This is a genomic window from Halostagnicola bangensis, assembly GCF_054653435.1.
Genome location: NZ_BAAIGG010000002.1, coordinates 1,239,429 through 1,257,403 on the forward strand (window position 1 = coordinate 1,239,429; position 17,975 = coordinate 1,257,403).

A 17,975-nucleotide genomic window follows, 5' to 3' on the forward strand; every position below is an offset into this window, starting at 1 on the left:
GTGAACACTCGAGTAGTACAAACGCCGAATCCTTCGGGAAAGAGAAAAACACATAGCGATTCGGTCTGTAGGTCGCGGATATGAACGAGTCCGGCGTAGAGGTGCTGATGGATCAGGAAACGATCGCCCAGCGCGTCGAGTCGGGAGCCGCTCCCGAGTGGGTCAACGCCCACTTCGAGAGCTTTACCGACGGCATTCTGGGCGATCGAAACGGGAGTCCGTTCCCCTGTTACTTCGGCGTCGAATCCGTCGAGAAGGGCCAGCCCCTCTACACCTGCGTCTCGTCGATGACCGACAGCGAGGCGCTCTTCTCACTGGGTAAAACCCTCCTCGAGTACTTCGAGGTGTACGAAGACCACAGCGAACAGGCCTCGCTCGTGACGTTCTTTCGACCGCCCGAACGAGAACTGACTGAGTCGGAGTACCACGACGCGCTGTGGCACGTTTTGCAGGTGCTCCACGCACACGACCCAGAGCCGTGGCCGGCGGACATCCCGACGGATCCCGACGGCGAATACTGGGAGTTCTGTTTCGGCGGCGAGCCGATGTTTCCCACCTGCCGCGCACCCTTCTACGACACCCGGAAGAGCCGCTACTGTCCAGTCGGGCTCGAGATCACGTTTCAGCCACGGTCGCTGTTCGACGGTATCACCGCCGACACCGAGGCCGGTCAGCGGGCGCGGGATGTTATCCAGGAGCGGATCGAGGACTACGACGGCGTCTGTCCCCACGCCGATCTGGGCGACTGGGGCGTCGAGGGCGACCGCGAGTGGCCCCAGTACATGCTCAGCTCGGACGACTCACAGGCACCCGACACCTGCCCGATGAACGTCTCTCGACAACACCCGAAAGGCCCCCTCGTCATCGGCGACTGAAGACCGCTTCTCCGCCATCGTGAGTCAGGGTAGCCCACCGCTACGCTTTCGGTGATACGCCCTCGAGTCAAGAGTAATGGCACGACTCGTGGAACTCGAGGCGAACGGCCCGCGAAAACTTGACGCAGACGACATCGACGAGGAAAAAGGCGACGTTGCGATCTGCCAGTGTGGGCTCTCGGACTCGTTTCCGTTCTGCGACGGAAGCCACCGGCAGACGGAAGACGAAGCCGCGGACGAGTGCTACGTCTACGACGACGACGGCTCTCGAAAGCTGGTCGAACGGGTCATCTGCGACAACGACCCAGCGTAGGAACCGGTCGAAGAGCATCCCGACCGGCGACGAACCCGAATCTCGAAAATCGGTACGCTATGACTGGGAACGGGTAGCTATCGGAGAATATCAGAACACTTTCTCACCCTCGGTGAGGATGATGCCGTTGTGAGTCTCTCTGCTGGTGAATCTCCCGATGGCCGTCGAAGCTGGATCGTGGCGTTCACCGGCGCGATAGCGATGATATTCACGTTCGGAACGGCGTTTTCCTACGGCGTGTTCTTGACGCCGTTCAGCGAGACGTTCGGCATCGACCCGGTGGCGCTCTCGACCGTTTTCGCGATCATGCTCTTTACGTTCTACATCGGTGCCGGGGTCGTCGGCGTCTTCGCCGCACACGTTCCGTCCCGCACGATACTGCTCGTCTGTGCCGTAATTTCGGGACTGGTCGCTCCATCACTGTACGTCGTCGACGGCTACGCTGGACTGGTCATCGTCTTCGGCCTGGTGGGTCTCTCGCTCGGAACGGTGTTCGTCGTGCTCGCGTCGATCATTCCTCGCTGGTTCGAGTCATACCGCGGCGCTGCGACGGGTCTCATTTTCACCGGCAACGGGCTCGGGCTGTTCATCCTGCCTCCCGCCTGGCAGTACGCAATCGATTACGGAGGCCCTCGAGAGGGGTTTCTCCTCATCATGTCGATCACCGCGGCCGCGTTCTTCGTCGCTGGCCTCACGTGTCGACGGCCCGAGTGGGCCGACCGATCGACCGCCTCGGCCGGAGAGATCCTCGAGTGGCTGGGCGAATTGGCCAAAACCCGAGCGTTTCGACTGTTGTTCGTCGGAATGGGGCTTTCCTTCGCGTGGTACCAACTACTCACGGCCTACGCGATCGATCTGTTCACGCATCGCGGGCTGTCCGCTGCCGGTGCCTCGCTCGCGTTCGGGTTCGTGGGCGGATTCAGCATCATCTCGCGGATCGGGGGCGGGTTCGTCGCCGACAAAGCGGGATTCAGACGGACGTTCCTCGCGTCGCTGGCCAGCGCAGCGATCGGTGCGGCGCTGTTGCTCGTCCCCGAGTCCGCGGCCATGGTGGTGGCGATTTTCTTCCTCGGAATCGGCCTTGGCGGCTCCGCGACGCTTTACATTCCCGTGTTGATGCAGACGTACAGTCGAACCAAAGACACCGCAGTCATCGGAATCTTTAACGTGGGGATCGGGACGTTCTCGCTCGCGGTTCCGCCGATCGGAACCGCGACCGTCGCCTACACCGGCTCCTACACGATAGTCGTCCTGCTCACCGTCGTCGCGCTGATCGGGGCGATCTGGGCCGTCGCCGTCGGATCCCAGGCTTCCTGAGCGGGGGGAGGATCCGACGCACGAATGAACTGAACTCTCTAGAGATAGATAGATTCTCGAGAACGGTCGACTACCAGGTCTCGATCCGCCCGGAACGAACGTCCTCTACACAGCCTTCACAGTCCGGATGGTCCGCATCGAAACACGCAGGGCGATACTCGTCGTCTAGCTTCGCCGCCCGCTGTTCGGCGTAGCGCCGACAGACGATTTTCGCCCGACCGGCCTCGTCGGTCGGCAGTTCGCGGGCGTGTTTGGCCCCCTCGTAGGCCTTGCGAGCCTCCTCGAGTTGCTCGTCGGTCGATCGGCGCAACCCTTCGTACTGCTCACCCGCCTGCTGGAGTGTCGTGCGAACGAATCGCTCGAGGCGTCGCCTGTCTGGCATGGCTTCGATGATGGTTCGAGAGCCGGCCACATAGGTTCGTCGCCGGAGGATGGTTGGAACGGGGACGGCCAATAGGCGGGTCGATAGGTCTATCCCGCGGATACGAGCGTGGACGGTGAGTGCTCTCCCAGGTGGGCGACTAAACGCCGCTTGGACGCCGGTCAACCCTCAGTGATCACTTTCGCTCCGGTGGCGGCAGTTTAAATAGTATTGGGCACGAACTGCGGTATGCCTCCCATTGATACACAGGAGGAGGCGAGAAACCATGAGCGACCTACGACAACACGCCGAAGACATACACGACCAGTTTTCAGACCATCTCGACGTCACGGTCGACGACGTCGAGGAGCGCCTGACGACCCTCGTCGACGAGTACAAAGTCCCGATCGACGAAGGCCGTCGGAGCGTCACGAACCACTACCTCGAGGAGGCGGGCCTCGAGCGCGAAGATATCTCCAGTGGCGGCAGTGAGGCCGTCAACGTCGAGGACATCGACGAAGAAGAGCAGTGGGTCGACATCACCGCAAAGGTCATCGAGCTCTGGGACCCCCGAAGCGACTCCGTCGCCCAGGTGGGCCTGCTCGGCGATCCGACGGGAACGATCAAGTTCACCAAGTGGGCGAAATCCGACCTCCCGGCACTCGAGGAAGGCGGCGTCTACGAACTCAGAAACGTCGTCACCGACGAGTACCAGGGCCGGTACTCGGTCAAACTCAACAGCACGACCGTCGTCGAGGAACTCGAGGACGACATCGAGGTCGGCGACGATACCTCCGAAATCGAAGGCGCGCTCGTCGACATGCAAAGCGGCAGTGGCCTAATCAAGCGCTGTCCGAAAGAAGACTGTACGCGGGTCCTCCAGAACGGCCGCTGTAACGAACACGGCGAGGTCGAAGGCGAGTTCGACCTCCGCATCAAAGGCGTCGTCGACGACGGCATCGACGCCCACGAGGTCATTTTCGACGCCGAGGCGACCGAATCGCTGACCGGGATCAGCCTCGAGGAGGGCAAGGAGATGGCGATGGACGCCCTCGACACGACGGTGGTCGCCGACGAAATCCGCGAGAAGATCATCGGGACGTACTACCGCATCGAGGGGCCGACCTTCGGCCGATACGTTCTTGCGGACGATGTCGAGGAACTCGACGGACCGGTCGATGCCGAACAGCTGCTGATCAAAGCGAGGTCGATGTAACATGTCTCAGGCAGAACTCACCCGCGAAGTCGCGCGTCGCGTCTTCGCCTCCGAATTCAACGACTCGACGTACACCTTCAAAGAAAGCGATGACGAACGCGCGCCCAACTACGCGTTGCTCCCGACGGGAGACCGCGCGAACCGCGCGTTCATCGTCGGCACGCTCACCGAAACCGAAGACGTCGGCGACGAGAGCGAGTACTGGCGCGGCCGCGTCGTTGATCCGACGGGGACCTTTTTCGTCTACGCCGGCCAGTACCAGCCAGAAGCCGCCGCGGTCCTCCGGGACACGGAGCCGCCGGCCTACGTGGCGATCGTCGGCAAGCCCCGAACGTACGAGACCGAAGACGGGAGCGTCAACGTCTCCGTTCGGCCCGAATCGATCTCGATCGTCGACGACGCGATCCGCAACCGCTGGGTCGTCGAAACCGCCGAACGGACCGTCGAGCGAATCGAGGCCTTCGAGGAGTGGGAAGCCGAACAGGAGGCCCCCGAGAGCGGTTCGACGGCGCCCGGCAACGAGTACGCCCAGATGGCCCGCGAACGGTATGACTCGCCGGTCGAGAACTATCGACGGGACGTGATCCAGGCCCTAGAGAGTCTCGAGGATCTCGAGACGCCGGCCTGAATCGGCCGCTACCGACACGGTTACACATATTTTTGTGCGTTCTCCACCGAGAGGAGCTCTACCCACCTATAACTGGCAGTTACCACGCCGAGCGTGTCTGACAAATCGTTAAGTGAATCGAAGACAGAAACGGTACCAATGGGCAACAAGAACAAGACGATCTCGTTCCGGGTGAACGAGGACGCGTTCAAAGCGCTACAGGATATCGCCGAAGAGCGCGACATCTCGTTGTCCGCCGTGTTTCGCGATTACGTCGATTTGCTGGTCGAACACGACGGACAGGTCGAGGTCGTTCCCGAGTCGGAACTCGCCAGCCGGAAGAGCGACGACGGCGACGAACCGACCTATCCGCCGACCGTCGAGGTTCCCAAGAGCTTCGTCCGCGAACACGAACGCTTAGAGCTCGAGGCCGAACACCTCCGGGAGCAACTCGAGGAGCACAAATCGTACGTCTCCGAGCTTCGGAGTCGCCTCGAAGGGGAAGAAGACGAGGTGTTGTTGCTCGACGACCTCGACGAGGACGACGAGCAGTATCCGCTGCGGTAACCGCCTCTCTCGTCAGTTGTCGAACCAGTTTATCGCGCCAGATCGTCTTTGACTCGCCGAATCTCGTCTCGTTTTTCGCCGTGGCCGTCAACTCGAGCGAGTCCTTCGGCGGCCTCGAGCGTTCGGATCCCGTTGTCGAGAAAGGAGAGGACGTCGCCGGAGTAGGCATAGACCATGTAGTCGTCGCTCATCACGTCGACGATGGCGTCGGGGCCCAGTCCCTGCGCGCGCAATTCGAGCAGGTATCGGATGAACTTCCGCTCCGGACAGCCACAGTATGGGTTGTTGTCGCAGTTACAGTCCAGAAAGTCGCCCGCGAAATCGAGCACCCGCTCTCTCGTCGCGTCGTCTAGCTTCTCGAGGCCTTTTCCCTGAAAGAGCATGTCGAGTGTCGCTCCCTTGAACGCTCCTTTCGGGATGTTCGTCTCGAGCTGGGAGCTCAACTGGCGGTGATTCTTGACGTAGATTTTGTCGGTGATGGCCACGCGTTGGTCGACGATACGCGAGCGAGCGCCAAAAACGGCTCGGAAGCGGGTTCGCTCGAGAGGGCGCTACTCACTGACACGGCGTCCCCTAGAGCGTAACGTATTTCAGGTACTCCGCGATTACATAGAAGTGCACGCGTGTCCGGGTTGGGGTAGTGGACTATCCTTCAGCCTTGTGGAGGCTGAGACGCGGGTTCAATTCTCGCACCTGGACCTTTTCGCGACGACAATACGGAGGAGCGGAACGGCTGATCGAGAATTGAATCAGGGAGTGAAACGACCGTGGTTCAATTCTCGCACCTGGACCTTTTCGCGACGACAATACGGAGGAGCGGAACGGCTGATCGAGAATTGAATCAGGGAGTGAAACGACCGTGGTTCAATTCTCGCACCTGGACCTTTTCGCGACGACAATACGGAGGAGTGAAAACGCCGAAACTCGTGCAGTTCTCAAGACTCTCGATCGAGTTCCGTCTCGAGCAATTGCAATAAAAGGTGGACTGAGAGCGAAGGTGACGACTATCAGTCGTCGGCGGGAACGGGCGTTCTCGAGCCTACGGTGGTCGATCGCGTCCGGTAGAGCATGCTGGCGAGGCCGATGCCAGCGACACCGAGGATGAGGTAGATGACGAATCCGGTCGCATAGCCCGAGACGCCCTGTACGTCGACGAAGAGGCCGAGTATCGGCGGGACGACGAACCCGCCGAAACCGCCGATGCCGCCGACGAGTCCGGACGCGCCGCCGACCGCTTCGGGAACATACTTCGGCAGGAGCTGGTAGATCGCGGCGCTGGCGATTCCGAGGCCCGCGCCGAGTACGATCGTAGCGATGATCGCGGTGATCGGGTCGCGAGTGACGACGAGGACGAGCGTCGAGAGCGAGATGACGCCGAAACTCGCGATGGTGGTTTCTTCACCGCCGCACCTATCGCTGAGAGCACCGCCACCGGCGCGAAAGAGCGCCGAGAGGAGCGTGAAGGTGAGCGCGGTAATGACTCCCGCCGTCTGGACGTCGAACCCGTGGAGGTTCGCCCAGTAGGAGGGGTACCAGACCGTCAGCGCGAGGTAGCCGCCGAACGAGACGAAAAACAGCGACGTGAGCATCCACGACCGGCGGATGGTCGCCGCTTTGCGGATCGACGCCATCGCGTCGCCGCTGGGAAACAGTTCCTGTCCGGCCTCCTCGGCGCGCGACTTCGCTTCGTCCTCGTCGAGCCCCTGCTTACGGTACTGGAAGTACGGCGCGTCGACGGCGAAGATCACGAAGACGATCGTGCCGACGAGGAGGAAAGCGAACCACGCGGCGTAGGTTCCCGTCAGCCCGAACGCGAGCAGGGCGAACGGAGAAACGATGGTGAACAGACCCGGTGAAGTGGTTCCGAGTCCCGCGAATACCGCGAGCATCGTCCCGCGGCGATCAGCCTTGTACCAGTAGGAGGTGTCGACGATCCCGACGGAGAACGCCGCGATTCCACAGCCGCTCAACGACCCGAAGAAGAAAATAAGCGGATAGTGCATCATTGTCAGGCCGTCCGGATACGCCGTCAGGAGAATCACCAGCAATCCGCCCATTCCAATGACGGACAACCCAAGAAGGATGGCGAACGGCTTCTTCGCACCGACGTCCTCGACCCACGCGCCGAAGGGGATTCGAAGCAGCGAACCGGTTAACTGCGGTGCGGCGACGAGCAATCCGAGCAACAGTCCCGAAAGTCCGAGCACTTCCTCGAACTCGGTTGCGACCGGCCCGTAGACGACGACGCCGGCGAATCCGACGAAATACCCGAACGTCGAAACCGCGACCGCCTGTCGAGGACTACCGCGAATGTCCGAACCGCCGACAGTCGACTCCTGCTGTACTTGCTCGCTCATTCGTCGTCAGTAGGTGCGACGGAACGTTCACGTCGATCCGATCGATGTGGTCCTCGGTTCGACGCCGCTCGAGAGAACGCCGTTGCGAGAGCCACGGTCACAGAGCACCACCAGTTTCGACGGTTCGGTTCAAACCTACGTACTGATTCATGGAAACGGAAAACACACGAAAGTACTAAACGATGATCGTTTACATTTTACAAACTTTTTCCGTGCACAGAAGTGGTTCCGCCAGTCTGAAAATGGATGGTGACAATATAAGGTTGTAATAGTTCTGTGAGAGGTGTTTGATCGGACGAGTGTCCACAGTCATCCGTGCTATTTGGTACCGATAATGAAAATTCGAACGCCCAATCCCTAAACAGCGGTTGCGAACGCCAGCAGGCCCCTGACCAGTCTTCCGGTCGAACTTCGAGAAGAGATCCTCACCGATCGGGACATCACTATGTCACTCGAAATTACGAATTCCACGAGCGACGCGATAGACTGGCAGCAGCCGAAGCGGACCGGGACGTACTCGTTACGCTTACCGTCCCGCCCGACGGATCGATCGGCGAAGCACGACAGTCCATCGAAACCGACTACGCCGAAGCGACACAACTCGACGAGCGGTCGTTTCCGAAACCGCTCGTCGAAGCTCTCGAGGAAGCCAAACGATTGCTCAACGAGTACGACGAACTACCGGAAAACGGACTCGCCGTCTACCGGCAGGCGGCTCGGGACGCGCTCGAGTCGTTTTTCGACGAGATTCGAGCGGACGGGGACGGCGTCGCCTACGGGGTCGACGAGGTCGACGACACCCTCGAGTACGACGCGGTCGAAATGGTACTCCTTTCGACGGCGGTGGACGGACAGCGACTCCAGACGTTCGGCGACCGAGCGGTGGATCAGGGCGGCGAAACCGTGGTCATCCTCGACGACTTCCCGGCGGAGAGCGGTTCGCCGACGCGTTCGACGGCGTCGGAGCGCTCCTGCGATTTCCGATCGAGTGAGTTCAATCCGAAACCGGCGATTGTGGCGAGCGGTTCACTTCGCCGCTTTTCTGGACGATGTCCAGTGCGGTCATCATATCGGTTCTCGAGATGAGTCCGACGAGGTCGCCGTCTTCGTCAATCTCGTCGGTTCTCGCCTCGTCGAGAACGGTATCGTCGAACCCGTCGTCATCGTAGACGCTCTCCTCGTGGATCGAATCTTCCGGTCGATTCATCGATCGAGATTCTCGTCCTTCGACGACGAGCAAGCGGCCGATTCGTTCCGACTGCATCCGCTCGAGTGCGGTCATCGCGTCGGAGTCGGCCGTGATCGTCTGGAGGTCGGTCGTCATCACGTCCGAAACGGTAAACGCGTCGCGTTCGACGGGCTTGACCTCCTGTGCGTCCGAAAGGGTGACGAGGCCGACGAGATAGCCGTTATCGAGCACCGGATATCCCGTGTGACGTTCGGAAAACATCCGCTGAATGAGCTCCTCGACGCTGGTATCGGGATCGACCGTGTGAAGGTCTCGAGCGGGCGTCATAATGTCGCTAACCGTGACGTCCTGAAACGCGGCTTTCATCGTTACCTGCTGGGATTCGCCCGAGGCGGCGATGTAGATGAAAAACGCAACACCGATGAGAATCGGGTTAAACGGCGGAATCAGTCCGAAGAGCCCCATCATAAGCGCGAAGAATTTTCCGACCGTCGCAGCCTGCTGAGTCGCTTTCGCGTACGGTTTGCTCCGGGCGAGCAGGGCCCGAAGAACTCGACCGCCGTCCATCGGAAACGCCGGGAGCATATTGAATGCGGCGAGCGCGATGTTGAGGACCGCGAGGTACCCGAAGACGAACCGAGCGCCGTCCAGGGTCTCCGGTGTGAGGAGAAAGAGGGCGTAGGACCCGACACCGACCAGAATAGAGACGATGGGGCCCGCGATAGCGATGTTGAGTTCCTGTTTCCAATCTTCGGGCATTTCCGAGAGGGCGGCGATCCCACCCAACAACCAGAGCGTAATCGAATCGATGGGAAATCCGTACCGCTGTGCGGTAAGCGAGTGCCCGAGTTCGTGCAAGACGACACCGACGAATAGCCCGATGGCCGCTGCGAAACCGAGTATCCACGGCATCATCCCGCTCGTTATCGTCGCAGTATCGATTCCCGCGCCGAGCATATCGTTCAGGAGATCTGCGACCAGTTCGATCTGGAACCCGATTAGATACGCAAACAGGGGAAGGACCAACAAAAACGTCAGATCGAGCTTGATAGGAATGCCAAACAGCGATCCGATCCGGAAACTCTTCCACATACCCTCTTATATCGGTGGAAGACCCTTAAACACGCCGACGGTTGACGGGTTTGTGGTTCATCGTCGATACGAAACTCCTCGACATATACTCGAAGGTTACGTGTTGAAATAAAGTGTGTAGATTTCTATATAGTTCTACGGGTTTTTGCGATACCGATCGAGTAATCGCATGCAGAACGAAGCACATTGCCAGGGGAGTTTCTTTGAGTTTATACCATGTTCCATTCAGTACCTCGAGGCCACGGCAAACGAGAGAGGCTTACAGACGAGTAGTAAATACGTACGGAGAACGTCCAGTACACGAGTATTACTCACTTCCTCCCGAGAATGTCTTCGTTCTGTATCTATGTCATTTCCCACCAATACATATAACCACATCATTATTTATTATCCAGTATATATCCACACCACCATAGATTTATACCAGAGTTCGTGGATGATGTTTCCATACTGATGAAAGCCCAGCTCACCACCACGACGAACGCCGACCGAACCCCGCTCCCAACCGAACTCAACTCGTCGCAGGCAAAGCTCGTGTACCTGTACCTCGAAACGACCGGCGGCGCGACGGTCGGAGAACTCAGTGAAACGCTGTCCATGAAGAAAATGGCGACGCTGAGCGTGATGAACTCCCTTTCGACTCAGGGACTGGTCGAAAAAGTCGACGACGAATACATCCCCAGCAACTGAGTCTCGCTTCGTCTCGAGTCAAGACCTTCCCCGACGAGTAGAGCCGTTTTCCAGGTTCCATAACCAGACTCACCGACTCGAGCACACCGTAATTCGAGTATGCTCGAAGAAGACACTCGGAGCTCTATCGACCGACACAGTTTGTGCGAAACCGTTCGGCGACGGGAAGTTGGGGCGTCTAACAATGTGAACAGCCCACACTGCGACGGCGACGGCTTCGAAGCCTTTATCCGCACGGTAGCACTCCGTTTTTGTAAGTAACTACAGCCATGTCAGAGAAACCCGCCTCTATGTACCGGGAGATCAGTAAACCGGCCTACACGCGCCGGGAGTATATTACTGGTATTCCGGGTTCGAAGGTCGCACAGCACAAGATGGGAGACGTCGCAGCCGATCCCGAAGAGTATCCGGTTCAGATCAGCCTGATCACCGAAGAGGAGTGCCAGATCCGCCACGGATCGCTCGAGGCCTCTCGACTGTCGGCGAACCGCCACATGCTGAAAAGCGCCGGCGAGCACCAGTACAAGATGATTCTGCGCAAGTTCCCCCACCACGTCATCCGGGAGAACAAGCAGGCAACCGGTGCCGGTGCAGACCGTGTTTCCGACGGAATGCGCCAGTCGTTCGGCAAAATCGTCGGAACGGCAGCCCGAATCCAGCAGGGCGAACGCATCTTCACGATCTGGTGTGACGTCGAGGACGCCGAGTTCGCAAAGGACGCGCTTCGACGCTCCTACAACAAGATCTCGCCACCATGTCGCGTCGTCGTCGAGCGTGGCGAGGAAGAACTGATCGCGTAACGCCCGAATTTTCGCGTTTCGACTCGACAACGGAGAGCGACGGCTCCAGTTTCCGTGTGTCGGCCAGGCGGGACCCGGTGTTCGTCGGCCCACTCCGAACGACGACGACAAATACTCTACTGTTTTTTGTCTCGCCGCCTCATACCCGAGTATGATCGACCTCGCGGTCGCGAACAATCAGGAGACGTTCCAGCGGATGGGTGATCCGCTCGAGGAACGGGGAATTCGAGCGCACCACGTGCCCGTCCGCGAGCGGACGGTACCGATCGGAGCCGACGCCCCGTGGTCTGCAGACGAGTACGACGTGGGGTTCGTCTATCCCGGCCGACTGATGGAAGGCGGCGTCGCGGATGCGCTGTTGGAGATCCCGTGGCTAAACGACCACTCGAGCGTGTTGACATCGCGAAACAAAGGGGAGGTATTGGCCAGGCTCGAGCGAGCCGATATCCCCGTTCCGGATTCGGTGTACGTCTCGAACGAAGTCGGCGAGTCAGAACTCGCGTCGGTCTTCGAGCGATTCGAACCGCCGGTGGTCGTCAAGCCGAACTCGACGACGCGGGGGGCCGGCGTCGCAAAAGCTCACGACCTCGATTCGTTTCTCGGAATCTGCGATTACCTCTCGCTGGTCCACGATTATCGAGCAACCGGCGACCAGTCGTTTCTCGTCCAGGAGTATCTTCCCGAAGCGGTCGACTACCGGGTCATGATTCTCGAGGGCGAGTGCGTCGGGGCGGTCGAGCGGACGCTCCCCGAGAACGCCATTGCACACGGTCAGTGGAAGCACAACGTCCATCGCGGAGCGACGGCGACCGGCGTCGATCTCCCGGAGTCGCTTCGGGAACTCGCCGAGTCGGTCGCCCGAACGCTCGAGATTCCGTTTCTCGGTGTCGACCTGCTCGCAAGCGGTGACCGCGTCGTCGTCAACGAAACGAACGCGCGCCCGACGATCGACGACGAAACAAAATACGAAGCGGGATTTTACGATCGACTCGCCGAGGCGATACGCTCGCGGGCGAGCAACAATACGGAAAAGCTCTAAACGAGAGTCCGGCGACTGGTTCGACGGCGAGCGAAATCGATCCGAACGGAACGCGAGGGTGATCGGCTTCGTGACGGTGGTTATTCGAGGCTAATATCCGATGACTTCTCGGCCGATTCGAAGACGACCTCGAGGATACCGTTGTTGTACGTCGCCTCGGCGGTGTGTTCGTTGACGGGCTGTGAAAGCGAGACGCGTTCGTCGTACTGTCGGTGCTGGCTCTGTGCGGATATCGTGAGTGACTTGCCGTCACACTCGAGATCGATGTTTTCCTTTTCGACACCCGGGAGGTCGGCGATAACGCGGAGTTCGTCGTCGGTTTCGTGAATGTCGACGTGGGTATCCGATCCAAAGCCGTTGTCGACGGAACTAGAGGATTCGAAATCGACATCCGCACCGTTCATCATTTCGTTCATCATTCGCTCAATCTCACGAAAGAGGTCATCGAAGGGTTCGTCGCGATCATCTCGGCGCATGGAACACTCTAGTAGGGCACGTGGCAAAAACTTTCTGTCGGTCCGAATCGTTCCGAACGCTTGAGATCGAGTTAGAAACCGATACCCATCTGCTCGTTCGTCGTCGCGATGCTGTCCTCGGCGTCGCTCGCGCCGAGTACCGCACGGATCGCGTCGACGTTTTCGGGGACGACGTCCGATTCCTGGTGAATTCCCTGGAAGAGGTAGCAATCTCGGCCGACAGTCGAGATGGATTCCTCCCAGATGCAGTTCTCCCAGAGGTCTCCGCGCGGTCGCCCGACGTCGTGTGCGTACTCTTTTAACTTGCCGCTGCCGTCGATCGACATCGTCTCGGGAATGAGAAACAGGCGTGATTCGTCGGCGAGCAGTTCGCGGACCTCGGCCGCCTCGACGTCCGACTCGAGCGTGAGGTTCAAACTGTGCATGTGCATCAGCGTCGCCGGGACCTTCATGCCGAGCGTGTCGATGTCGAGATCCGGAAAGATCGTCTCGACATCGGGTCCGTGGTGGGACGGAATCGTGACCGGGTTCGGGAGGATATCGTTGATCGGGCCTCGAGTTGTCTGGCCGGGATCGCCGCCGCGTCTGACCAGCGTTGCGCGGACCTTCTCGACGCCGTAGGCCTCTCGAAGCGGAGCGATGACTCGCGAAAGTCCCGTCGTGTTACAGGAGACGACTCGGACGTGGTCCGCGTCGACGGCGTTGGAAAAGTTCGAGCGCGCATTGAAGCTTACATCTGCGATTTCGGCATCCTCACCGCCCTGATAGAGCGCGGGCGTGTCGTACTCCTCGTAGAGCGCCTTGTTTTCGGCACCGATCCCCGACGGCGTCGCATCGACGACGACGTCCGCTTTCTCGACGAGGTTCTCGACCGGGCCGGCGATCTCGAGTCCTGCCTCGGCGAACTGGTCGGCCCGTTCCTCGATCGCGGCGTAGAGCGGGTAGCCCTTCTCGAGCGCGGTCTCGGCCTCGAAGTTCGGGCGCGTCTTGGCGACGCCGAGTACCTCCATGTCGGGCTGTTCCCGAACGGCGTCCGCGACGCGTTTGCCGATCGTCCCGTAGCCGTTGATCGCGACCTGTATCATGTACCCGACTCCACTGCCGAATCGGATAACCGTTTCGAGCCTTCTCCGCCGGTTTTTACTCGGGAGAGAGTTTTTACTCGAGCTATCACGTTCCCGTATCGCGCTCGAATCGGCGCTACCAGTATTCGAATGTCCACCGCCGCGAACGCCGAGAGAGCAAGACCTTTCGGCGTACTGGTCCCACCCACGGGTATGTCCGATCTTCGAGGACCCGCGGAAACGGCGATTCGACAATGTCTCGACGTGCAGGCCGAAGAGTCCTGTGCGATCGTTACCGACGAAAAGCGCGAGCCGATCGGGAACGCGCTCTATGAGGCCGCACGTGAGCGGACCGACGACGTGGCGGTCGTCCGGTACCCGCCGGGAGACACCCACGGATCGGAACCGCCCGAGCCCGTTTCGGCAGCGATGGCGGCGGCAGATGTCGTGTTGGCCCCGACGACGAAGAGTCTGAGCCACACCCGAGCGCGCACCGACGCGAACGATGCCGGCGCTCGAGTCGCGACGCTACCGGGGATCACCGAGGACGTGTTCACGGTCGGTCTGGACGCCGACTACGACTCCATCGCCGATCACTGCGAAGCCGTCCGCGAGCAGGTCGACGACGCCGAGGAGGTTCGAGTGACGACCGACGCCGGAACCGACATTACGTTCGGAATTGGCGACCGGGAGTTCCTCTCGGACACCGGCATCGTCCACGAACCGGGCGAAATGTCAAACTTACCCGCCGGCGAAGTGTTCGTCAGCCCCGAAACGGCCGACGGCACGTTCGTCGTCGACGGCACGATGATGCCCCACGGACTGCTCGAGGATGGAGAGACGCTCACGTTCGAGGTCGAAGACGGCCTCGTGACGGAGATTTCTGACGACGAGATACGGGACACGGTCGAAACCGCCGCCGAGGAAGTCGGAGACGCGGCGTACAACCTGGCGGAACTCGGCATCGGAACGAACGTCGCCGTCACCGAACTGGTCGGCTCCGTGTTGCTCGACGAGAAGGCCGGCGGCACGGTCCACATCGCCATCGGCGACGATGCGGGCATCGGTGGCGACGTCGACGCGCCGATTCATCTGGACGGCATCCTCCGCGAGCCGACGGTGTACGCCGACGGTGAGGAGGTCACGCTTCCCACGGGCGGATCACGCTAGCGAAGAGCCACGATCAGGTTCACGCACCTTTTAGGTCGCTGGCCCTTACACCGGGCTATGAGCGATATTCCCGATCGACTCCCGACGGCCTGCCCCTCGTGTTCTCCGGAACTCGAGACGGTCCACGAGGTCCTCTCGCCGGGCGGTGGCAGCATCACCGTCCGCTGTGGAGAGTGTGGCCACGTTCACAAGATCCAGCCCGAACCGGAACGCGAAGTCACCCTCGACGTCGTCGTCTCGCAGGACGGCGAGTCCTTCACCGCGAACGTCACGACCCCCGAGGACGAGACCATCGAGACCGGCGACGAGTTCATCCTCGAGACCGAGGAGGTTCTCTCGACGGTTCGCGTGACGAGCATCGAAATCGGCGAGCAACGCCGCCGAGAAGCCGCGGATGCGAAAGACGTCGAAACCGTCTGGACGCGGGAGGTGGACAACGTTTCGGTCGATATAACGGTTCACCCGCAGGACGGCTCTCACGACGACAGTGAAAGCATCACCGTCCACGTCCCCGGCGATTACGAGTTCGAAGTCGGCGAAGTCGAGACGTTCGGCGACAACGAGTTCGAAATCGACGCCTTCGTCGTCCGGAGCGACGCCAGCGGCTACCAGCGCGACCGCAACGAACTCGACGGAGACATGGTCCTCGCGAAGGACGCAAAGCGCGTCTACGCCTACGACGAGACGACGACCGCCTGGTCCGCCTGGTAGGGTCGAGGAGGCCGTCCCACTGGCACGTGGGACTTCCAGCGTCCCGACGACTTTTGCTGTGTCGGTCAGGCGACTACGGAGCGGTTCGGTGAACACGGCCGGTACGAAAAGGTACTTTTCGAGTGGCGAAAGCGTTTGAGCGCCAGCAGAGTGCTCGAGCGGGAACGATCCTCGAGGAGCAAACGCCTTCTCGAGGGTTCAGAAGTAGCCAAATAGCGTCCCGCCTAACACCAGTACCCACATGGCGACGCCGGCGACGAGCAGATCGTTCAGCCACGATTCTCGAGTCGCGCGTTTGGCCGCGCCGCCCGCGATCAGTCCCAGCGCGACGACGACCAGCATTCGCTGGGCGACGACGTCGACGGGCAGCGAGTCGACGCTCATCAGCCCGTAATCGAGCCAGATCGCCAGGATCAACGATCCCGAGGCGGCGACCGCGGCGTCGAGTCGGCGAGTGAGTCCGTGTGCAACCAAGTACGTCACGACGGGGATGCCGACGGCGATGACGGGATAGAGCATTGCGGCGATCATGTGCATTGTGAGCGCGTCGATGGTTCGCTCTAAGGCGATGCCGCCGATCCGAACGCCGAGGAACATCGCGAGGATGCTCATCGAGAGGACGAGGTGACCGGCTTCGATCCGATCGTACGCGGCCGCGAGCCGGCGACGGTCGACGTCGGTCAGACGTTCGTCGATACGGTTGGGCGTCCGCTCGCGAACGCGTTGCTGACTGGCGAGGCCAAGGGCAAACGGAACGAGCACCATCCCGAACAGATCGACGACGGTCGTCCAGCCGTCGGCGTCCGACGGACCGGAGTTGTCGAGATTGATTCGCTGAACGTCCTCCTGACTATCGACGCCGGGTAGTTCCATGAACTCGGATTCGATCTCGAGTTGTGCGCGTTCGACGCCGTCGACGCGGTGGCGGAGCGTGAACCAGTCGAAGTGTTCGGTGTGGGCCTGCATGGCCACCCACTCGTCGTCGCTGTTGGGAGCCTCGTAGAGCCGAATGTGCATTCGCTCGCCGTAGTAATCGCCGTCGTCGAGCTGGAGCGTCTCGGTCGTCCAGTGTGGGTCTTCGCCCGGCCCGGGGTCGACCCAGGCGTAGCGAGTCGTCCCTACGGCCTCGCCCCACTCGGTCCCCGTGGCGTGGTGGTGATCGTTCTCGAGGAACGCATAGGGCTCGTCCTCGGCAGCCATCTCGTCTTCGTCTATCTCTTCCCAGTCGCCGTCGGACTCTTCGGTTAGCAACTGAACGACGTCCTCGCTGTCGCCGCGAACGATGATATTGAGCGGACTTCGTTTATCGTGGTGTTCTCTGGAACTCAAGTACGGCCAGATACCGCTGTCTGCGTCCTCGAAGGAGTGGACCTCGGGTCGCGGCTGGTCTTCCTCCTCGGGAGCGATATCGCTAGTCGAAGGAGAGAACAACAGCGACGGACCGCCGAGGAACAGAAACGCGACAGCGAGCAGTACGATTCCGATAACGAGCGAACGACGCATCTATCCTGCGTTTGGCGTCGGCACACATCAATGTACTCGTCGGTCGTGTCAGCAGACCGCCCAGATGTGATCAAACGGACAGATGGACCAGCAGTCAGACGTTCGGACCGACTGTCAGCACGGGGGTGGACGCCGACCGGACGACGCGCTGGGAGACGCTCCCGACGACGTTGTTCTCGTAGTCGTCGCCGCTGGTCCCCATCACGATGAGATCGGTATCGTGCTCGTCTGCGTACTCGAGAATGCACTCGGCGGGGTGGCCGGTTTCGAGAGCCGTTTCGGTCTCGAGACCGCGCTCGGTCGCCAGCGTCGCCGCTCGATCGATCGCCTCGAGCGCGTTCTCCTCGAGATCCGTGCGCACACCCTCGACCCGGTCGTCATCGAGGACCAGAAAGGCTCGATCGTCGACGACCGAGAAGACGTGAAGCGCGGCGTTGCGCGTTTGGGCGACGTCGACGGCGTGTTCGGCGACGGTCGCACTGTGAGCGCTTCCGTCGGTAGGAAAGAGGATCGTCTCGTACATCAGGTGACTCTCTAGGGCGGGAGGAAAAAGAACTTCTCCATCCGGTTTGCTGGGATGGGTTCCTCAGCCGGTTGGGACGATCGACGACAGGGTCGAAACGGTCGC

20 protein-coding genes and 1 tRNA gene are annotated in these 17,975 nt (G+C 60.6%); 13 read left to right on the forward strand and 8 right to left on the reverse strand.

Annotated elements, in window-relative coordinates; genetic code table 11:
- Positions 1–80: 80 nt before the first annotated feature.
- The 3 genes from ACYQ14_RS07835 to ACYQ14_RS07845 all read left to right on the forward strand — a co-directional run bounded on the left by ACYQ14_RS07835 (position 81) and on the right by ACYQ14_RS07845 (position 2,505).
- Positions 81–875 carry a YqcI/YcgG family protein gene (locus ACYQ14_RS07835; RefSeq protein WP_459886772.1) on the forward strand — a complete coding sequence of 265 codons (795 nt, stop codon included), beginning with the start codon at positions 81–83 and terminating at the stop codon, positions 873–875.
- A 76-nt stretch (positions 876–951) separates the two neighbouring features.
- Positions 952–1,188, forward strand: a complete 237-nt coding sequence (locus ACYQ14_RS07840; protein WP_459886775.1) for a CDGSH iron-sulfur domain-containing protein — start codon at positions 952–954, stop codon at positions 1,186–1,188.
- Positions 1,189–1,317: 129 nt separating this feature from the next.
- On the forward strand, positions 1,318–2,505 hold the full coding sequence (locus ACYQ14_RS07845; protein WP_459886778.1) for an MFS transporter: 1,188 nt from the start codon (positions 1,318–1,320) through the stop codon (positions 2,503–2,505).
- Between the two features lie 70 nt (positions 2,506–2,575).
- Here the strand turns inward: ACYQ14_RS07845 and ACYQ14_RS07850 are convergent, their stop codons facing one another.
- Positions 2,576–2,887: a DUF7091 family protein gene (locus tag ACYQ14_RS07850; RefSeq protein ID WP_459886780.1), complete on the reverse strand. Its 312-nt coding sequence runs from the start codon at positions 2,885–2,887 to the stop codon at positions 2,576–2,578.
- 265 nt (positions 2,888–3,152) lie between these two features.
- On the opposite strand from ACYQ14_RS07850, the gene ACYQ14_RS07855 reads away from it, so the two are divergent.
- From ACYQ14_RS07855 to ACYQ14_RS07865, 3 genes are all read left to right on the forward strand, one after another.
- Positions 3,153–4,082 carry a replication factor A gene (locus ACYQ14_RS07855; protein WP_459886783.1) on the forward strand — a complete coding sequence of 310 codons (930 nt, stop codon included), beginning with the start codon at positions 3,153–3,155 and terminating at the stop codon, positions 4,080–4,082.
- Position 4,083: 1 nt separating this feature from the next.
- Entirely contained in the window at positions 4,084–4,710 is a 627-nt protein-coding gene (locus ACYQ14_RS07860; protein ID WP_459886786.1) for an RPA family protein, read from the forward strand.
- A 138-nt stretch (positions 4,711–4,848) separates the two neighbouring features.
- On the forward strand, positions 4,849–5,256 hold the full coding sequence (locus ACYQ14_RS07865) for a DUF8146 domain-containing protein (RefSeq protein ID WP_459886789.1): 408 nt from the start codon (positions 4,849–4,851) through the stop codon (positions 5,254–5,256).
- A 29-nt stretch (positions 5,257–5,285) separates the two neighbouring features.
- On the opposite strand, the gene ACYQ14_RS07870 is transcribed toward ACYQ14_RS07865, so the two are convergent.
- The gene (locus ACYQ14_RS07870) at positions 5,286–5,741 is read right to left on the reverse strand and encodes a DUF5814 domain-containing protein (RefSeq protein WP_459886792.1); all 456 of its coding nucleotides are present in this window, start codon (positions 5,739–5,741) and stop codon (positions 5,286–5,288) included.
- A 141-nt stretch (positions 5,742–5,882) separates the two neighbouring features.
- Between ACYQ14_RS07870 and ACYQ14_RS07875 the strand changes: the two genes are divergently transcribed.
- Positions 5,883–5,955: transfer RNA gene (locus tag ACYQ14_RS07875), tRNA-His, on the forward strand.
- Between the two features lie 308 nt (positions 5,956–6,263).
- Here ACYQ14_RS07875 and ACYQ14_RS07880 read toward each other — a convergent pair.
- Entirely contained in the window at positions 6,264–7,613 is a 1,350-nt protein-coding gene (locus ACYQ14_RS07880) for an MFS transporter (RefSeq protein ID WP_459886795.1), read from the reverse strand.
- A gap of 315 nt (positions 7,614–7,928) precedes the next feature.
- Between ACYQ14_RS07880 and ACYQ14_RS07885 the strand changes: the two genes are divergently transcribed.
- A complete protein-coding gene (locus ACYQ14_RS07885; protein WP_459886800.1) occupies positions 7,929–8,699 on the forward strand; it encodes a hypothetical protein in 771 nt (256 codons plus the stop codon).
- Here ACYQ14_RS07885 and ACYQ14_RS07890 read toward each other — a convergent pair.
- Positions 8,608–9,894 (reverse strand): site-2 protease family protein, encoded by a 1,287-nt coding sequence (locus ACYQ14_RS07890; RefSeq protein ID WP_459886802.1) that lies wholly within the window; start codon positions 9,892–9,894, stop codon positions 8,608–8,610. The two genes, ACYQ14_RS07885 and ACYQ14_RS07890, sit on opposite strands and share 92 nt — an antisense overlap.
- A gap of 453 nt (positions 9,895–10,347) precedes the next feature.
- Between ACYQ14_RS07890 and ACYQ14_RS07895 the strand changes: the two genes are divergently transcribed.
- The 3 genes from ACYQ14_RS07895 (at position 10,348) to ACYQ14_RS07905 (ending at position 12,423) form a co-directional block, all read left to right on the forward strand.
- Positions 10,348–10,584, forward strand: coding sequence for a MarR family transcriptional regulator (locus ACYQ14_RS07895; RefSeq protein WP_283834887.1), 237 nt, complete (start codon positions 10,348–10,350; stop codon positions 10,582–10,584).
- Between the two features lie 269 nt (positions 10,585–10,853).
- Entirely contained in the window at positions 10,854–11,384 is a 531-nt protein-coding gene (locus ACYQ14_RS07900; protein WP_283834888.1) for a 50S ribosomal protein L16, read from the forward strand.
- Positions 11,385–11,535: 151 nt separating this feature from the next.
- Positions 11,536–12,423 (forward strand): ATP-grasp domain-containing protein, encoded by an 888-nt coding sequence (locus tag ACYQ14_RS07905; protein WP_459886807.1) that lies wholly within the window; start codon positions 11,536–11,538, stop codon positions 12,421–12,423.
- Positions 12,424–12,503: 80 nt separating this feature from the next.
- Here ACYQ14_RS07905 and ACYQ14_RS07910 read toward each other — a convergent pair whose 3' ends face one another.
- Positions 12,504–12,899 (reverse strand): Hsp20/alpha crystallin family protein, encoded by a 396-nt coding sequence (locus ACYQ14_RS07910; protein ID WP_283834890.1) that lies wholly within the window; start codon positions 12,897–12,899, stop codon positions 12,504–12,506.
- A 71-nt stretch (positions 12,900–12,970) separates the two neighbouring features.
- A complete protein-coding gene (locus ACYQ14_RS07915; RefSeq protein ID WP_283834891.1) occupies positions 12,971–13,984 on the reverse strand; it encodes a type II glyceraldehyde-3-phosphate dehydrogenase in 1,014 nt (337 codons plus the stop codon).
- 192 nt (positions 13,985–14,176) lie between these two features.
- Between ACYQ14_RS07915 and ACYQ14_RS07920 the strand changes: the two genes are divergently transcribed.
- Both ACYQ14_RS07920 and ACYQ14_RS07925 read left to right on the forward strand, forming a co-directional pair.
- Complete coding sequence (locus ACYQ14_RS07920; protein WP_459886810.1) at positions 14,177–15,133, forward strand: aminopeptidase; 957 nt, start codon at positions 14,177–14,179, stop codon at positions 15,131–15,133.
- A gap of 57 nt (positions 15,134–15,190) precedes the next feature.
- Positions 15,191–15,844, forward strand: coding sequence for an HVO_0476 family zinc finger protein (locus ACYQ14_RS07925; protein WP_459886813.1), 654 nt, complete (start codon positions 15,191–15,193; stop codon positions 15,842–15,844).
- 198 nt (positions 15,845–16,042) lie between these two features.
- On the opposite strand, the gene ACYQ14_RS07930 is transcribed toward ACYQ14_RS07925, so the two are convergent.
- Entirely contained in the window at positions 16,043–17,347 is a 1,305-nt protein-coding gene (locus ACYQ14_RS07930) for a YrzE family protein (protein WP_459886816.1), read from the reverse strand.
- Between the two features lie 94 nt (positions 17,348–17,441).
- Entirely contained in the window at positions 17,442–17,870 is a 429-nt protein-coding gene (locus tag ACYQ14_RS07935) for a universal stress protein (protein ID WP_459886819.1), read from the reverse strand.
- Between the last annotated feature and the right edge of the window lie 105 nt (positions 17,871–17,975).

What these genes read in the sequence shown, in the direction of transcription:
- ACYQ14_RS07840 (WP_459886775.1), top strand. Translation starts at nt 952, where the DNA reads ATGGCACGACTCGTGGAACTCGAGGCGAACGGCCCGCGAAAACTTGAC.
- ACYQ14_RS07935 (WP_459886819.1), bottom strand. Translation starts at nt 17,870, where the DNA reads ATGTACGAGACGATCCTCTTTCCTACCGACGGAAGCGCTCACAGTGCG.
- ACYQ14_RS07880 (WP_459886795.1), bottom strand. Translation starts at nt 7,613, where the DNA reads ATGAGCGAGCAAGTACAGCAGGAGTCGACTGTCGGCGGTTCGGACATT.
- ACYQ14_RS07895 (WP_283834887.1), top strand. Translation starts at nt 10,348, where the DNA reads ATGAAAGCCCAGCTCACCACCACGACGAACGCCGACCGAACCCCGCTC.
- ACYQ14_RS07890 (WP_459886802.1), bottom strand. Translation starts at nt 9,894, where the DNA reads ATGTGGAAGAGTTTCCGGATCGGATCGCTGTTTGGCATTCCTATCAAG.
- ACYQ14_RS07855 (WP_459886783.1), top strand. Translation starts at nt 3,153, where the DNA reads ATGAGCGACCTACGACAACACGCCGAAGACATACACGACCAGTTTTCA.
- ACYQ14_RS07910 (WP_283834890.1), bottom strand. Translation starts at nt 12,899, where the DNA reads ATGCGCCGAGATGATCGCGACGAACCCTTCGATGACCTCTTTCGTGAG.
- ACYQ14_RS07860 (WP_459886786.1), top strand. Translation starts at nt 4,084, where the DNA reads ATGTCTCAGGCAGAACTCACCCGCGAAGTCGCGCGTCGCGTCTTCGCC.
- ACYQ14_RS07835 (WP_459886772.1), top strand. Translation starts at nt 81, where the DNA reads ATGAACGAGTCCGGCGTAGAGGTGCTGATGGATCAGGAAACGATCGCC.
- ACYQ14_RS07915 (WP_283834891.1), bottom strand. Translation starts at nt 13,984, where the DNA reads ATGATACAGGTCGCGATCAACGGCTACGGGACGATCGGCAAACGCGTC.
- ACYQ14_RS07850 (WP_459886780.1), bottom strand. Translation starts at nt 2,887, where the DNA reads ATGCCAGACAGGCGACGCCTCGAGCGATTCGTTCGCACGACACTCCAG.
- ACYQ14_RS07900 (WP_283834888.1), top strand. Translation starts at nt 10,854, where the DNA reads ATGTCAGAGAAACCCGCCTCTATGTACCGGGAGATCAGTAAACCGGCC.
- ACYQ14_RS07925 (WP_459886813.1), top strand. Translation starts at nt 15,191, where the DNA reads ATGAGCGATATTCCCGATCGACTCCCGACGGCCTGCCCCTCGTGTTCT.
- ACYQ14_RS07865 (WP_459886789.1), top strand. Translation starts at nt 4,849, where the DNA reads ATGGGCAACAAGAACAAGACGATCTCGTTCCGGGTGAACGAGGACGCG.
- ACYQ14_RS07905 (WP_459886807.1), top strand. Translation starts at nt 11,536, where the DNA reads ATGATCGACCTCGCGGTCGCGAACAATCAGGAGACGTTCCAGCGGATG.
- ACYQ14_RS07920 (WP_459886810.1), top strand. Translation starts at nt 14,177, where the DNA reads ATGTCCGATCTTCGAGGACCCGCGGAAACGGCGATTCGACAATGTCTC.
- ACYQ14_RS07930 (WP_459886816.1), bottom strand. Translation starts at nt 17,347, where the DNA reads ATGCGTCGTTCGCTCGTTATCGGAATCGTACTGCTCGCTGTCGCGTTT.